The following is a 14,481-nucleotide window of genomic DNA, read 5'->3' as shown; positions in this document are numbered from 1 at the left end:
CCCGCGTTGAAAATATTCTGAAACGCGCTGGTTAACGCCTCGGTTAGTCAGGCTTACGCTCCTTTAACCCTGTCTCCCTTTCTGCGAACGCACCGCCGAGTTGCTTCACCGCGTCGCGCCACCCGTCGCCTGCCGAAAGGTAGCAGGCGATTGCCGCATGACGCGCTGATTCCCCAGCGCACTCAAGGAGATCGAGCAACTCGTCGAGGCTCACCGGCTCACCCGTCGCGTGAAAATCCTTCTCGTGACGCGCCAAGCGACAAGCCCCCTCCCGTTCTCCTTGCCCTCGCTCTAGCGGCGAGGAGTGAAATTCGGGTAAAGAGCGGCTGAAGAGATTTTCCGATGTTTGTCGATTTCGCCCTGAACCGCCCCGCAGGCGGCGCCAGAATCGTCGTCGCCATGTCCGGCGGCGTCGACAGTTCCGTGACGGCTGCCCTCGCTGCACGCACAGGTGCGGAGGTCATCGGCGTCACGATGCAGCTGTACGACCATGGCGAGGCGGTACGCCGCTCCGGGGCCTGCTGCGCAGGACAGGACATTTACGACGCCAAGATGGTCGCCGACCGTCTCGGTATCGCTCACTATGTCCTCGATTATGAGAGCCGCTTCCGTGCGGATGTCATCGACCGGTTCGTCGACGAATATGCGCAAGGCCGCACGCCAATTCCCTGTGCCTTGTGCAACCAGGGCGTGAAGTTCACCGATCTCATCGCCTTTGCGCGCGAGCTTGGAGCCGATTGCCTGGCGACGGGCCATTACGTCCGGCGGGTGGCGAACGGCGATCGCGTTGAGCTTCACAAGGGCAGCGATCCACGGCGCGACCAGAGCTACTTCCTCTACGGCACCACGCGCGAGCAGCTGGAATATCTGCGCTTTCCGCTGGGCGACCTTCCCAAGAGCGACGTGCGGCGGCTTGCGGCCGAGCTCGATCTCGAAGTCGCAGGGAAGCCCGACAGCCAGGACATCTGCTTCGTCCCGGATGGCGACTATGCGGGCCTCGTGAAGCGGATCCGTCCCGAAACGGAGGCGCCGGGCGATATCGTGGACCTCGACGGGCGAGTGCTCGGACGGCACCGCGGCGTGGTCCATTTCACGGTTGGACAGCGCCGCGGAATCGAGATCGGTGGCCAGGGCGAGCCGCTTTATGTCGTGAGCATCGATCCGGAGCGCCGGCGGCTGGTTGTCGGGCCCCGCTCGGCGCTCGCCGTTGGCGCCATGCGCGTCAGCGACTGGAATTGGCTCGGTGAGCAGCAGCATGAGGTCAGCGTGAAGGTCCGCTCGCTCGCGCCGGCGGTGCCGGCCAGCGTTGAGGGCGACTGGGTGAGCTTCTCAAATCCCGAGTATGGCGTGGCTCCGGGGCAGGCGGCGGTCGCTTATGACGGCACGCGCCTCCTCGGCGGCGGCTGGATTGCCGAGACCGTTGCCGCCCGGCAGAATGTGCCCGATGTCGCGGCTGCATAGTGCGGGGATCCTCCTGTTCCGGACCCGCGACGGGAACACTCAGGTCCTCCTGATCAAGCCCGGCGGGCCATTCTGGAAGAACAAGGACGTTGGCGCCTGGATGATCCCTAAGGGTGCGGTGGAACCCGGCGAGGGTGCGCTCGATGCCGCCTTGCGCGAGTTCGAGGAGGAGACCGGCACCCGCCTCACCGGCGTCCCGGCCGCCCTCGCAACAGTGCGTCAGTCCGGCGGCAAGGTCGTGGAGGCCTTCGCCGTTGAAGGCGACCTGGATCCATCGGCCATCGCCAGCGCCGAATTCGAGATGGAATGGCCGCCCAAAAGCGGGCGGCGTGAGCGCTTTCCCGAAGCCGTTGAAGCGCGCTGGCTCACCATTGGCGAAGCGCGCGAGATCATGCTCCCAAGCCAGCTTCCCTTGCTCGACGCGCTCGAGGAAAAGCTGCGCAGCTAGAGCTGGAAATTGCCGACGATCATGGTTCGGCATTGACCGCCGAGAATGACCCGGTCCCCTTCAAGCCGACAGTGGAGCAGGCCGGTGCGCTTGCTTGCCTGCAGCGAAGTGAACTGTTTTCGGCCGAGCCGCTCGGCCCAGTAAGGCACGAGCGCCGCATGCGCCGAACCGGTGACCGGGTCTTCGTCGATGCCGAGATAAGGCACGAACACGCGACTGACGATCGTTTCCGCGTCGCCGCGGGCCGTCACGACAGCCATTCGCGGAACGCCCGCGAGCGCCTTGTAATCCGGGCGTACGGCGCGGACTGCGGCTTCGTCGGCGAGCTCGACGATCGCCGCGTCATTGCATCCGGCGGCGAACCAGGCCGGCGCGTCCGGGATTCCAAGAGCCTCGCACATCGCCGGCTCGCGGACTTCCGTCAGATCCGCTGCGGGCAGGTCGAGCTCGAGCAAATCGTCGCGCCGCGACACGAGCAGGACGCCGGCCTTGGTGGCGAACCGGACCGGATGACCCGTCATCAATACATGGCCCGCGGCAATGGTCGCATGGCCGCACATGTCTACCTCGGCGGCGGGTGTGAACCAGCGCAGATCATAGTCGGCCTCATCGCAATCGCTCGCGACCGTGAACGCCGTCTCGCTGAGATTATTCTCCGCCGCGATCGCCTGCATCAGCTCATCGTCGAGCCAGCGCTCGAGCGGCATGACCGCCGCGGGATTGCCGGTCAGGGGGCGTTCGGCGAAAGCATCGACCTGGAAGAAGGGAAGGGAGGTCATGTCGCGCGCTCCGTAATCTCCGACGGAAGGATTGTCTCGCGGTCCGTCTGCCCTTCCGGATCGACGTGGATCAGGATCTCGGTGTCGGGAAAGCGCCGCTGCAGATCTTCCTCGGCTCGGTCGAGGCGATCGTGCGCCTCCTGCACGGTCCAATGCGCGGGGACCCACACGTGGAACTGCGCGAAATTATGCGTCCCGCTGGTGCGGGTCCGGAAGTCATGGAGCCCGGCAAGCTCCGGATATTCCTTCGCCGCCGCAAGGAAGCGTTCGCGCAGCTCGTCGGGCCATTCGCGGTCCATCAATTGGTCGAGCGCGTGGCTGGACGCGCTCCATGCTCCCCACATCAGCCACAGGGCGATCAGCAGGCCGAAAATGGCATCGGCGCCAACGAACCCTGCATATTGGTCGAGCACCAGCGCGAGGATGACCGATCCATTGAGCAGCAGGTCGGACGAATAATGCAGACGGTCCGTGCCGATCGCGAGAGAGCCGGTACGGCGCACGACGTGGCGCTGGTAGGTGATGAGAACGATCGTCAGGACGATAGCGACGATGGACACACCGATGCCGAGCTCAGCAGCACCCGTTTCCGCGCCGCTCAACAGGCGCTGGATCGACCGCACGCCGATGAACAATGCCGAAAGCGTTATCAGGATGATTTGGACAAGGGCGGCCAGGGCCTCCGCCTTTCCATGCCCGAAGCGATGCTCGTGATCCGCGGGCTGCGCGGCGACGCGCACCCCCAGCAGCACGATCAGGCTCGCGACCAGGTCCAGCCCGCTGTCGGCGAGCGACCCGAGCATCGCCATAGACCCCGTCTGGAACGCCGCCCAGGACTTCATCGCGATCAGGGTGATCGCCATTGCGGTGCTGGCAACCGCAGCCCGAGCGGTCAGCCGGGACCGCTCTTCGGTCGTGATGGGAGGTTTGGTCATGGGTAAAGCAATCCCTCGGACCAGTTGCCGTCCGCCTGCCGCGTGAACAGGCGGCGCTCGTGCAGCCGGTGCGGCCGGTCGCTCCAGAACTCGATCTTGTCGGGCGTCAGGAGGAAGCCCGACCAGCGCGGCGGGCGCGGCACCTCCTCGCTTTCGAAGCGCTCATGCATCTCCTCGACGCGCCGCTCGAAATTCTCGCGGCTCTCGAGCGGGCGGGATTGGTCGGACGCCCAGGAACCGATCCGCGAATCCCGGCTTCGCGAGGCGAAATAGGCGTCCGCTACCGCGTCCGAGACCTGCTCGACGCGACCTTCCGCGCGGACCTGGCGCCGCAGCGACTTCCAATGGATGGCGAGAGCGCCAAATGGGTTTGCCGCCAGCTCAGTGCCCTTGCGGCTGTCCAGGTTGGTGAAGAAGCCGAAACCGTCGCGGCCGACATGGCGCAGCAGGACGATGCGAACGGACGGGCGGCCGTCGGGGTCGGCGCTGGCGAAGGCCATGGCTTCGGGATCGTTCACCTCGCCTTCTCGAGCCTCGGCGAGCCATTCTTCGAAGAGGGCGAACGGGTCGGTCACCTGTGCGCCTTAGCGCCGCCTCGATGGCGGCCACAAGGGCGGTTGGCAAAGGCGGAAATGGTCGGTTGCCCGCCATCCAACGCGTCAATTCGACCAGTCGGAAGCTTTGGCCTAGGGGCGCTCACGTGACCAATCCAAATTCTCCAGGAGCAGTTGCGTCCGCCAAACCCCACGAGGGCGGCTGCCTGTGTGGCGACGTGCGGTACACGACAAGTGCCGAGCCGGTTCGCGTGACGGTCTGCTACTGCACCTTCTGCCAGCGGCTCACGGGATCGGCCTATTTGGTCGAACCGATCTTTCGCCGGGAGGATATGGAGGTCCGGGGCGCGCCGAAGGCCTATGAGCGCCGATCGGACGGCAGCGGGAAGATCGTCAAAGTCCACTTCTGCGGACGATGCGGCACCAGCCTGTATCTCTCGTTCGAGCGCTTTCCGGATTTCCTCGGGCTCCTTGGGGGTACTTTCGACGATCCCAATTGGTTCGACCGCGGGCCAGGCAAGTCGCGCCATATCTTCACGCGCCACGCGCAGGCCGGCGTGATCCTTCCGCCTGGCGTAGAAATCTATCTTGATCACGCGCTTCAGCTCGACGGGGCTCCCAATGCTCCGTCGATCCTCCGCGAACCGCGGATGGTGAAGCGCCCGCTATCCACAGATCGCTGATTTCCAAGGGTTTTATCGGAGGCGCTTTTGCGTGTTCTCAGCGATGTGCGACTCTCGCGCGATGCGGGAGTCTCTCCATCGCGGCGAGACCTGCGCTCAAGCAGGGTCCTCTCCGTCACGCCCGTGAGAAGCCGCGATCCCTCCGCCGCTTAACGTTGGCGACGGCACGGCCCTTATCGGGCGCGAAGGGGCGACCCGGTTGATGGATGCCCCCAAGGCCGGGTCGCCCTTGGCTTTACTACTTGCGTGCCGCCGATTCCAGCGACCCAGACGCCGCGTCCTGAACAGCTCCACGCTTTTCCCGATATTTTCGGCTTCCGGCACCGTCCACGAGCGCCGACGCCGGTGCGGCATGATTGCCGCGGGGGAATAAGAACCGGAAGGTCGAAGCATGACACGTCTGCTCTTTTCAGCCGCTGCGGCGACCAGCCTGGCGCTTACAGGCTGCGCAACAAATCCCCATACCGATTACGCGGTGAAGTCCACGGCCATTGGAGCGGCGCTTGGCGCCGGCGCCGGAGCGATCGCGGGCTCGGTGATTCCGGGCTTCGGCACTGGTGCCGGGGCGGCGATCGGCGCCGGCGTTGGCGGTCTCATCGGTTCGGTGATCGGAACGCAGACCTACAATCGGGACACGCGCGGCTACTGCTATTGGGTCGATCAGAACGGTCAGGTGCACTATGATTATAAGGTGCGCTGCTAGCTGAGCTGACCAGGCGGCGCCTTCCGTTGACCGCTGACACAAACGGCCCGGAAAGGGGTCTACCGAGCCGTTCGTTGGAGACCCGACTTTTATAGAAACGATAAGTGTTCGAGTCCCGCCGGCCTTGTAGCACAATGCGGACGCCGCGCGTGCCCTAATCTCCGCGCTCGAACTGCCTAGAAGAACTGCTTGATGCCGGCGGACAGCTGCCATCGTTGGGGAAGCTGCACTCCATTGACGTTTTGATAGAGCGGGACTCCAACCTCGATTCCCAGTTGTGGCCCGCGTCTGCTTCCGATGGTCGGTTCCCAGTTCAGGCCGATCGCGCCCATCAGAAGTTCGCCGCCATAGTTTGCCGGGAAGTCGGGAGGCATGTCTTCGAAGTGCGGCCCGTCATATTCCCCGTGGATGCGGTCTTGATGCGTGAGCTCGGCGCGTGCCGTTGCACCGACATTCGAGCCTACAAGATAGCTTAGCCAGCCCGTCACCAACGCCTTATTCCCGAGACGATAGCCTGAGCTGTTCCGGTTTCCGACGCGCCAGAGTGCTTACGTCCATATGGTAAGTGTGACCTGAAAAACCCCTATGGCTAGCGCCTGGCCCGCAGAAGGGAATGAGGTTTTGCCCGCAGGCCGGACACAAACAACAGTAGAATCGTTTTACTCCCATGGCCGAAACCGCAGCCTTAAGGGCTCGGGGCGCCCACTGCCGCGAACTCGCCAGGCACGCGACGGACGATCAGACGCGCCACATTCTCGACGACATGGCGAGCGAGCTTGAGGAGGAGGCGGCCAAACTGGAGGTCGAAGACGCCAGGAGCGCGGACGACGCCGCGGCGCGTTCAAACTAGGCGTACTGGCTACAGATCCTTCGCCATCCGCCAATTGTGGATCGGCACGCCGCCGATCTCGAAATCGTTGCGGCTCTCGACCGCAAAGCCATGCTTCTCGAAGAACCGCCGCGCCGGCTCGCTGGCTTCCACATAGAGCCGCGATATGCCTGCCGTTCGCACGGTGCGCTCGAGCTCCTCGTAAAGCGCGGCGGCGACGCCTTTCCGTGAATAGCCCGGACGGCAGAAGAGGTGATCGACGTGGCCGTCCGCCTCGCAGTCTCCGTACGCAATGGGCAGGTCATTGTCGTCTACGGCGACCAGCAAAGTCCGGCCGTCGCGCGCACGCGCCAGGAAGCGGTCAGCCGATGGAATTGCCGGGGCCCAGGCGTGGATTTGCTCCTCACCGTAATGAGCGCCCGCAATCTCATGCACGGCGGTGAAGAAGATCTCGGCTAGCGCCGCTGCGTCGCTTTCCTGGAACGGCCGGACTTTCATGAGGGCGTTTACGCATCGCAACTGGCGACCGGCAAGTCCGCATTCCACCGAAGCCTCAGAGATTCCTGCCTTACATTTCGGTCGTTTCGGGCCTATCAAGCGCTCGCTACTAGCCGCAAATCGACGGTCAAAGGCGCTCTGCGGCCTTCTTCCCTGTCTTGTCGCTCCTAGCACGAAGCGGATCGTCATTTGGTCCGCCATGGGAAGGAATGAATATGCCCACAGGCACCGTCAAATTCTTTAACGAAGACAAAGGCTACGGCTTCATCTCCTCGGATGAGGGCGGTCCGGATGCCTTCGTCCACATCACGGCCGTGGAGCGCGCGGGCATGCGCACCCTTCGCGAGAACCAGCGGGTCGCTTACGACCTGGAGGAAGATCGTCGCGGCAAGATGGCCGCCGCCAACCTGCGCTCGGCGGACGAGCCGGCCGCGGACGAAACCGCGTCGGCCGAAGCGGCCGAAGAGAATGACGGCGCCGCGGAGTAGGCGATACGTCATGGCAGAGATTTTGCGCTCGTCGAACCTGCACTTCTTCCTCGCCCGTGCCGAGCAGGCGCGGGCGGAGGCGGACGCGGCAACGCTCGACCATGTGCGCGAGCGATCGCTTCGATCCGAAGCAGCTTGGAACGCGCTGGCCGCAAAGGCAGAACGATCAGAGAAGTTTCGCGAGCAAGAAGCCATCAGGAAGGCCGAAGCCGGTCTCACCAGCTGAGAGTGCGCCTCGGCGCAAGATTCTGAGCTCAGCCCACTTGTTTCGACCATGAGGGGTGGAAAGCGGCCCGGCGTCCGAAGGGGGAGGCCGAGCCGCTAACCCGAGCCACGCCCACCCCTTGGCCCCTGTTGGGGAGCGTGTTGAGGCCGGCAGCATGCTGATTTTTGCCGAATCTCAATGAGCAGCACCTCAGACAAGGCGTAACATAGGTTAGGAACAAATCTAGTAGCTACACGCCCCGCCTTGTCCGGGAAGTTGCTGAGTTCGGGCCTTGAAGGACTGCGGCATGGACAGGAACCATGACCGATTACCGTCTTCACTATTTGGATCCGAGCGGCAAGTTCATCCGCTCCGATCGCATCGACTGTCACTCCGATCCCGACGCCATAGATGCAGCTTACGAGAGGCATCTGCCGGTGAGGTCGGAGCTGTGGCGGGAAGGCCGCCTCGTCGCCAAGTTTCCGCCGAGCAGAATGTTGGCCAGAGCCTCGCGATAAGAGGTCATCTCGGTTTCCAAGTTGCGGACATGGGAACGCCCGTCATTGAGGGGCGATTTCTCGGCTGAGTCCCCCGAAGCTTGAGAAATCGCTTCTCGCGTAGAGGCGGCTCGGCGCGAAAGTACCGAGCCGCCTTTGCAATTGCCCCTTCCAGCTCGGACTTCGCATTGGCGGCGCCGCTCTTCCTCTTTCGTGAAAAGGCAAATTCCTGTCGCAATTCGTAAAACGGCGCGTCGCGCGAACATCCCCCACGCGCGTAGGGAAACGGTCATCGAGGCTGGGATCATAATGGTGGAATTTCGTCGCGGCCGTGACGGCAGCAGGTGGCAGAAGTTTTGGCACTTCGACCAGCATTGCCCTGATTATCCAAACAGGAGCTTCGCGATCGCCGACTATCCGCCTTTCCACGAGGACGTATGCCCTCAATGCAAATCGGCTGCGCGGGATAAACGTCAGAACAATTGATGTCGAAGGAATGGCTTAGCGAGAGGCGTGTCCTGCACGGATTCTCACGAGCGAAGAAGGCTCGCCTGACTCTCGGGGGGTCGGGCGAGCCTTCCATCCCAAGACCTCGCGTCGCGTGCGTTTGGGATGGGGCACTATTTATCTCGCCAGCCGGCGGCCGACAGCTTACCCAAGGTTAGCGAACCGATTTTCTTAACCGTTGTTGCGGAAGCTCTCGTGAGGCCATGATGAACGGCACTCCGCACCTCAGGTCTCAACTGACAGCTTAACGCGAAAACTCCAGCACGTCGGTCGGCGCGCCCTTCAGTCGAAGCATTTTCCTCGTGAGCGTCAGGTGCTTGCCATCTGCCGATACCGCCGCTTTCGATTCCGTCGATGCTTTCCCATGAAGCGTCGATTTGGCCTTGATCTCACGCTCGCTGACGGCGGTTACCGCGATACGGTCCGCATTCGGATTGCCGGTCATTGGATACCATTTGCCGTCCCACGCGGCCGAATAGCTGAAATTCATCGTCTTGCCGGACGCGTCTTTCGAGCTGGACTTCATCGTGATCTTGTTGCCGGAAACCGTATAGGTCCGCGTCTCGCTTTGTTGTTTGGCGGAAGAAGCGAACTTCGACTTCGCTGTATCCAGGTGCCAGGTGCCGTTCCACAGTTTCGCGCTCGGGGCCGGCGACGCGACCGCGATTTGCGGAATTGCGAGGGCGAGACTTGCGAGGAGTGCGACTTTCGATCGTGCGTTCATGGCCTTTCTCCTTTGCAGGATCACAGGCCGCCGCCCGACTCATAGCGGTGACGGGGCCCTATACGCTTGTTGTATCGGGATGCGGAATGTCCGCTTTCCGCCCCATTGCGGATATTCAAGCGACGGCTTGCTGGTCGGCGCATTTCCTTGAACACGGCCGCCGCTCCGCTAATCTGACGGTCCTCAGTTTGAGGGGGACTTGATGGCCACTCTCACCGAAATACCGAACGCGCACCGACGGGGGGACGAGCGCTTCTTTCTTTTTGCAGCAATCGCGATGGCCTTCGTGATCGTAGCGGGCTTCTCCAATCAGCTGGCGATGGGGCGATCGACCTTTTACTCGCCGCCTCTCGTCCACGCCCATGCAATCATTTTCATGGGTTGGATAGCGATCTACCTCACGCAAAATATCCTCGTGGCGAGCGACCGCATGGAGATCCACCGCCGCCTCGGCTGGGTTGCCGCGGGCTGGATCGTGCCGATGATTGTGCTCGGCTTCGCGGTGACGATAGCGATGGTGCGCCGCGGCCAGGTGCCCTTCTTTTTCAGGCCGTTGCACTTCCTGGTTTTTGACCCAGTTTCGATTCTGGCCTTTGCTCTCCTGACCGGCTCGGCAATCGCGCTGAGGAGGCGCACCGAGTGGCACCGCCGCCTCCACCTTTGCGGCATGGCCATGCTGATGGGGCCTGGGTTCGGTCGCCTTCTTCCCATGCCGCTCATACAACCTTGGGCGTGGGAAGCGTCGTTCGCGGCGGGCCTGCTGTTTCCGATCGCCGGGGTTGTCGCAGACCTGCGGCGAAGCGGAAGCGTTCATCCGGCTTGGCGCTGGGGAATCGCAGCGATGCTGAGCGCTTTCATTCTGATCGAGGCGATCACCTACAGTGGCGTTGGGAAGGCACTGTACCGCGTCGTCACGGCGGACTCACCCGGCGCGGCAGTAGCGCCGCTGGAGTTCGCTCCGCCGCCGCCAACACCGCTACTTACCGGGAGACCTTAACTGGCCGTTGATCGTCTGCTTCGAGGCGAAGGCTTGGCGATCATTCACCAGCACACATTATTCGCGTGCGGACAGACGATTCCGCATGATCAGCCACCAAGCAAATGCGGTGGGCGCGCCAAATGCGATTCCGGGCTCGCTAACGCCTGGGAACCAGCCGTTGAACCTCAACAGCGTGTCCATGACCAGGAACATCAACTTACCCACGATCGCACCCAATAGGACGGCGATAGTTCCACCCCACCATCGATAAGCGCGCCGGTCCAATAAAGTCGTCAGCGGAACGCCAAAGATGCCCAATCCGAGTGCGACGAAGGGCAGGGCCATTAGCGCCACAAGGGCCGTCACGAGCACGGCCCCAATCCACTCACCCGAATCCGGCAATCCAAAGATGCTGGCAGCGACGATGGTCGCGCCTGCTACTGAACCCAAAAGCACGGTCAATCCGAACGGCTGAGCCTGTCGACGCCACGCCAGCATCGGCGCATCATGCCGCAATTACGTGCAATTGCCAGACTGTTGCTTACGTCCGCTTTCGACCCATTGCGGACATTAATGCTGTGCTCACGAATGCCGAGGCTGCTCGGCAAATGGGTTTACGAAGGGCTTTGCGCACGGCTTCAAAGCTCCCGGACATGCGCGGACGAGCGAAGGAAGCCCCCGTACGCCAGGTGATATTGGAGCACGCGCTGGCCAAGATTAAGATGAGAGCGCTCCGGTCACGCCACACGCCTGGACACCATCGATGAAGAAGTGGGGCAGCGCTTGACCGCGATATCTTTGGCAGTCGGGGCATTAGAATCAGGGTCGGACATTGCCGAGTCCGCAGCGCTCATTAGGTTGGCGGTGGAAGAAGCGCGTCGTGAACTGAAACTGCATGGGGCTACGACGCGCGGCGGGAGCTCTTGCCGTGACGTCATCCTTTCCACCCATCAACAACAATAGTGGCTGACGTCCGCCCTCCACCCAGTCTGGTCATTCGCGATACTGCCCGCTCAGGTCGACAGAGCAGTCCGCTATTTGGAAGCAGCGAGGCGGCGCCGCGCATCGTCCAGAATCTTTATGAAGCGCGGATATTGGTGAAGCGCTTTGAAGTCTGGATCGTGCGCAACGTGCCGCACATGGTCCTGTCCTAGATGGATGAGCGTATCTTCCACCAGGTCCATCGCACGCTCGTGATCGTTGAGCTCGCGGGCGAACGCGCAGGCGATATTAGCCCGCAGGATGTAGTTGTGGGGATCTAGGGACAGGGCGCTTTCCGCCCACTCACGAGCTTTTCGATGGTCGCCCAGAACCGCCAGACTCCCTGCGCCATTCGCCATGGCGGCCGCGTCGCGGGGGTTATTTACAAGCGCTTTCTCCACGCGGCGCAAAGTCATCTGCGCCGCGCGCCGTGACCCTTCGAGATCGCCGAGGCCGCGGTAACAACACTCGAGCATGCCTGACGCGCTATAGTCAGCCTCCATGAGCTCTGAGGCCTTGGCGTAACAGGTTGCGGCTTCTCTAAGCCGGCCCTGTAGGAACAGGACCTTGCCGGCGACCCGGTTGACCTCCCAACTCTCCGGATCAAGCCTAAGCGCCGTTGCGACCTCCTCATTGGCTTCATCGGCGCGCTCCTGCTCAAGCAGGGACCAAGCTCTGACTGCGTGAGCCTCGGCGAGATGAGGGTTAAGTTCGAGCGCGCGCTCTGCCGACGGCAGGCCGTCAACGTCTTTCCTCCCCTTTCGGAAGCGTATTTGAGTTTGCGCGATCGCCATAAGCGCCCAGGCATTCGCGTAACTCGGGTCGATATCGATTGCCCGCTCGCAGATGCGGATAATGAGCTCTTCGCGGTCCCAATCCCCGTCATTGCCGACGGCCCAATGCTGGCGCGCCATGAGATAGAGATTGTAAGCATCCGCATTCTCCGTGCCGCGCTGCTCAATGGCAGTTCTTTCGGCAGGCAAAAGCTTGATCTTCAGCGCATCGACGATCGCGTGGGAGATCTCGTCCTGAATGTCGAAGATATCGGCGAGCTCCCTGTCGTAGCGCTCTGCCCACAGATGATGACCGATGGACGCGTCGATCAACTGCGCAGTAATCCTGAGGCGACCGCCCGACTTGCGTACGCTCCCTTCGACAATGTGGGTGACTCGAAGTTCCCTGCCCAAGGACCGCGCTTCGATTGCCCGGCCTTTGAATGTAAAGCTGGTGTTGCGAGCGATGACGCCTAGCGCCGAGACTTTCGACAAGTCGGTGATCAAATCTTCCGTGATGCCATCGCTGAAATATTCCTGATCGAGGTCGCCACTCATGTTGACGAAGGGCAGCACGCAGACCGACTGCTTGGCGGGGCTTACTTCGCTTGGCCGCTGATGCGGGGCGACCGGTCCTGTTCCGCGCACCAGCTCAGCGATACTCGCCTCGATCTTGCGCCATTTGCGATCCTCGCGATCGCCGGCCCATCCATCGAGCGCGGGGCATTGGATTTGGTTGAAGGGCATCGGTGGAAGCACCCCATCGATGCTAAGTTGGACGAGCTTGTGCATGAGACGAGCCGCGTCTGCTTCCGCACGCACCCATTCTGATCTTACCGCACCAGCCGACCAAATAACGAGCACTGCGCGCGAAGAGCGCAAGCGCTCTTCGATCACCTCGCTGTAGGGGCGGTGGGCAGGGAGGTCTTCGTCCCACCAGACCGTATATCCCTGCTCCTCCAGCACCGCCGCGATGCGCATAGCGTGCTGTTCGCAGGATCGCGCATAGGAGATGAAAATCTCTACGCTGCCCGTCGCGTCCACCCGCGCAGATTACGCTCCACACCCATCCGGAACAATGCCGGCACGATTCCCACCAACGAATTTGTGATCTGCGCACTTGATGATTTGCTAGTGTCCGCTTTCCACCCATTCCTGCCACGAGCGGCCCAGCCATCGGTCGACCGCTGAAAATCGCTGTCCTACAGTCCCTGATTCATGCTCAGGACTGGGCGATGGGCAATCCGGATCGACAACAGAGGGACGCCACGTTGCGTTGGCGGAGCCGGCGAACGCTCCAACGAAGGTCACAATGCCGTCAACTTCGCCCGGCGCTCGCCGCTCTGCGCGGGCGCGTTGAATCGCGCGCCACACTGGCAACTTCGTGACTTTCGAACGGGACGGTGGCGAACGCGCTCAGGGCATCCCATCTGGTCAGGCCGCTACGGTTATTGCATGAGGAGATGAATGGCACTCGACCTCTATCACCGTCTCGGCATCAAGCGCGGCGCGGGCGAGGACGAGATCAAGAAGGCCTATCGCAGCCTCGCCAAGCAGCTTCACCCCGATCGCAACAAGGACAATCCGGAAGCGGCCAAGCGCTTCGCCGAGGTGACCAACGCCTACGACCTGCTGTCCGACAAGGATAAGCGCGCCCGCTACGATCGCGGCGAGATCGATGAGGAAGGCAATCCGAAGATGCCGTTCGGCGCGGGTTTCGGGGGCGGCAGCTACGGCGGCGCGAGCCAGCATCCTGGAGCCGGCGCGGGATTCGAGAGCTTCAACTTCGGGGGTGGGGAATCGCCGGACCTCAGCGACCTGTTCGAGGGGCTGTTCGGTGCGGCCACCGGCCGGTCGCGCGGCGCGGGAAGCGGCGGGTTCGGCGGCTTCCGGCAGCGGGCGCGCGCGCCTCAGAAAGGCGCGGACGTCGCCTACCGGCTGAAGGTTGCGTTCGACGACGCAGTCGCACTGAAGCCGCAGCGGATCACCCTCGCCGACGGCAAGTCGATCGATCTCAAGCTCCCGAAAGGTTTGGAGGATGGGACGCGAATCCGGCTTGCAGGCAAGGGCGAGGACGGCCCCGCGGGGCGCGGAGACGCAATCATCACCATAGAGATCGCGCCGCATCGCTTTTTCAGCCGCGACGGAAACGACATCCGGCTGTCATTGCCGATCACGCTCAAGGAGGCTGTGCTTGGCGCCAAGATCAAGGTGCCGACGCCGGAGGGCCCGGTCATGCTGACGATTCCCAAGGGCACCACTTCCGGGAAGGTGCTGCGCCTCAAGGGTCGCGGTTTCATGGGCAAGGACGGTAAGCGCGGCGACCAGCTCGTGTCGGTCGATGTCGACGTTCCCCCCGACGATGCCGAGCTGCAGAAGTTTGCCGAAAAATGGGACGGCGGAGGCAATCCGCGCGCGTCATGGGGGGTGTAGCGAA

The 14,481-nt window shown here is 62.7% G+C and carries 17 protein-coding genes and 1 pseudogene; 10 read left to right on the top strand and 8 right to left on the bottom strand.

Annotation, left to right across the window (positions count from 1 at the left end):
• The first annotated feature begins 342 nt into the window (after positions 1–342).
• Together mnmA and LZ538_RS02930 are read left to right on the top strand one after the other, a co-directional pair.
• A complete protein-coding gene (gene mnmA / locus LZ538_RS02935; RefSeq protein WP_249830499.1) occupies positions 343–1,461 on the top strand; it encodes a tRNA 2-thiouridine(34) synthase MnmA in 1,119 nt (372 codons plus the stop codon).
• Positions 1,445–1,909 carry an NUDIX hydrolase gene (locus LZ538_RS02930; protein WP_249830498.1) on the top strand — a complete coding sequence of 155 codons (465 nt, stop codon included), beginning with the start codon at positions 1,445–1,447 and terminating at the stop codon, positions 1,907–1,909. Before mnmA ends, LZ538_RS02930 begins: the two co-directional genes overlap by 17 nt.
• Here LZ538_RS02930 and LZ538_RS02925 read toward each other — a convergent pair.
• From LZ538_RS02925 to pdxH, 3 genes are read right to left on the bottom strand one after another with little or no spacing between them, the layout of a single operon-like run.
• Positions 1,906–2,688: a PhzF family phenazine biosynthesis protein gene (locus LZ538_RS02925; RefSeq protein WP_249830497.1), complete on the bottom strand. Its 783-nt coding sequence runs from the start codon at positions 2,686–2,688 to the stop codon at positions 1,906–1,908. The two genes, LZ538_RS02930 and LZ538_RS02925, sit on opposite strands and share 4 nt — an antisense overlap.
• The gene (locus LZ538_RS02920) at positions 2,685–3,623 is read right to left on the bottom strand and encodes a cation diffusion facilitator family transporter (RefSeq protein WP_249830496.1); all 939 of its coding nucleotides are present in this window, start codon (positions 3,621–3,623) and stop codon (positions 2,685–2,687) included. Before LZ538_RS02920 ends, LZ538_RS02925 begins: the two co-directional genes overlap by 4 nt.
• A complete protein-coding gene (gene pdxH / locus LZ538_RS02915; RefSeq protein ID WP_249830495.1) occupies positions 3,620–4,198 on the bottom strand; it encodes a pyridoxamine 5'-phosphate oxidase in 579 nt (192 codons plus the stop codon). The genes LZ538_RS02920 and pdxH overlap by 4 nt, the downstream gene beginning before the upstream one ends.
• Before the next feature lie 125 nt (positions 4,199–4,323).
• Here pdxH and LZ538_RS02910 point away from each other — a divergent pair, with 125 nt between their 5' ends.
• Together LZ538_RS02910 and LZ538_RS02905 are read left to right on the top strand one after the other, a co-directional pair.
• Complete coding sequence (locus tag LZ538_RS02910; protein WP_249830494.1) at positions 4,324–4,860, top strand: GFA family protein; 537 nt, start codon at positions 4,324–4,326, stop codon at positions 4,858–4,860.
• Between the two features lie 391 nt (positions 4,861–5,251).
• A complete protein-coding gene (locus tag LZ538_RS02905; RefSeq protein ID WP_249830493.1) occupies positions 5,252–5,563 on the top strand; it encodes a YMGG-like glycine zipper-containing protein in 312 nt (103 codons plus the stop codon).
• A gap of 176 nt (positions 5,564–5,739) precedes the next feature.
• On the opposite strand, the gene LZ538_RS02900 is transcribed toward LZ538_RS02905, so the two are convergent.
• Positions 5,740–6,051, bottom strand: a complete 312-nt coding sequence (locus LZ538_RS02900; RefSeq protein WP_249830492.1) for a hypothetical protein — start codon at positions 6,049–6,051, stop codon at positions 5,740–5,742.
• Between the two features lie 179 nt (positions 6,052–6,230).
• Between LZ538_RS02900 and LZ538_RS02895 the strand changes: the two genes are divergently transcribed.
• Complete coding sequence (locus tag LZ538_RS02895) at positions 6,231–6,413, top strand: hypothetical protein (protein ID WP_249830491.1); 183 nt, start codon at positions 6,231–6,233, stop codon at positions 6,411–6,413.
• 9 nt (positions 6,414–6,422) lie between these two features.
• Here LZ538_RS02895 and LZ538_RS02890 read toward each other — a convergent pair whose 3' ends face one another.
• Complete coding sequence (locus tag LZ538_RS02890; RefSeq protein ID WP_249830490.1) at positions 6,423–6,890, bottom strand: GNAT family N-acetyltransferase; 468 nt, start codon at positions 6,888–6,890, stop codon at positions 6,423–6,425.
• A gap of 209 nt (positions 6,891–7,099) precedes the next feature.
• Between LZ538_RS02890 and LZ538_RS02885 the strand changes: the two are divergent.
• The 3 genes and pseudogenes from LZ538_RS02885 to LZ538_RS02875 form a co-directional block, all read left to right on the top strand.
• Positions 7,100–7,312 (top strand): annotated as a pseudogene (locus LZ538_RS02885) (cold-shock protein); the annotation flags it as partial.
• A gap of 76 nt (positions 7,313–7,388) precedes the next feature.
• Positions 7,389–7,604, top strand: coding sequence for a hypothetical protein (locus LZ538_RS02880; protein WP_249830489.1), 216 nt, complete (start codon positions 7,389–7,391; stop codon positions 7,602–7,604).
• Positions 7,605–7,903: 299 nt separating this feature from the next.
• The gene (locus tag LZ538_RS02875; RefSeq protein ID WP_249830488.1) at positions 7,904–8,101 is read left to right on the top strand and encodes a hypothetical protein; all 198 of its coding nucleotides are present in this window, start codon (positions 7,904–7,906) and stop codon (positions 8,099–8,101) included.
• Between the two features lie 730 nt (positions 8,102–8,831).
• Here LZ538_RS02875 and LZ538_RS02870 read toward each other — a convergent pair.
• Entirely contained in the window at positions 8,832–9,311 is a 480-nt protein-coding gene (locus LZ538_RS02870) for a hypothetical protein (protein ID WP_249830487.1), read from the bottom strand.
• 202 nt (positions 9,312–9,513) lie between these two features.
• On the opposite strand from LZ538_RS02870, the gene LZ538_RS02865 reads away from it, so the two are divergent.
• Positions 9,514–10,308: a hypothetical protein gene (locus LZ538_RS02865; protein ID WP_249830486.1), complete on the top strand. Its 795-nt coding sequence runs from the start codon at positions 9,514–9,516 to the stop codon at positions 10,306–10,308.
• A gap of 57 nt (positions 10,309–10,365) precedes the next feature.
• Here LZ538_RS02865 and LZ538_RS02860 read toward each other — a convergent pair whose 3' ends face one another.
• Together LZ538_RS02860 and LZ538_RS02855 are read right to left on the bottom strand one after the other, a co-directional pair.
• A complete protein-coding gene (locus LZ538_RS02860) occupies positions 10,366–10,752 on the bottom strand; it encodes a hypothetical protein (protein ID WP_249830485.1) in 387 nt (128 codons plus the stop codon).
• Positions 10,753–11,324: 572 nt separating this feature from the next.
• On the bottom strand, positions 11,325–13,088 hold the full coding sequence (locus tag LZ538_RS02855) for a TIR domain-containing protein (RefSeq protein WP_347402731.1): 1,764 nt from the start codon (positions 13,086–13,088) through the stop codon (positions 11,325–11,327).
• Between the two features lie 423 nt (positions 13,089–13,511).
• Between LZ538_RS02855 and LZ538_RS02850 the strand changes: the two genes are divergently transcribed.
• A complete protein-coding gene (locus LZ538_RS02850) occupies positions 13,512–14,477 on the top strand; it encodes a DnaJ C-terminal domain-containing protein (RefSeq protein WP_249830483.1) in 966 nt (321 codons plus the stop codon).
• The last annotated feature ends 4 nt before the right edge of the window (positions 14,478–14,481 follow it).

It is taken from the genome of Sphingomonas hankyongi, assembly GCF_023516575.1.
Lineage (GTDB): Bacteria > Pseudomonadota > Alphaproteobacteria > Sphingomonadales > Sphingomonadaceae > Sphingomicrobium > Sphingomicrobium hankyongi.
Note: the sequence above shows the minus strand (reverse complement) of the source record. Positions and strands in the feature narration are given on the sequence as shown.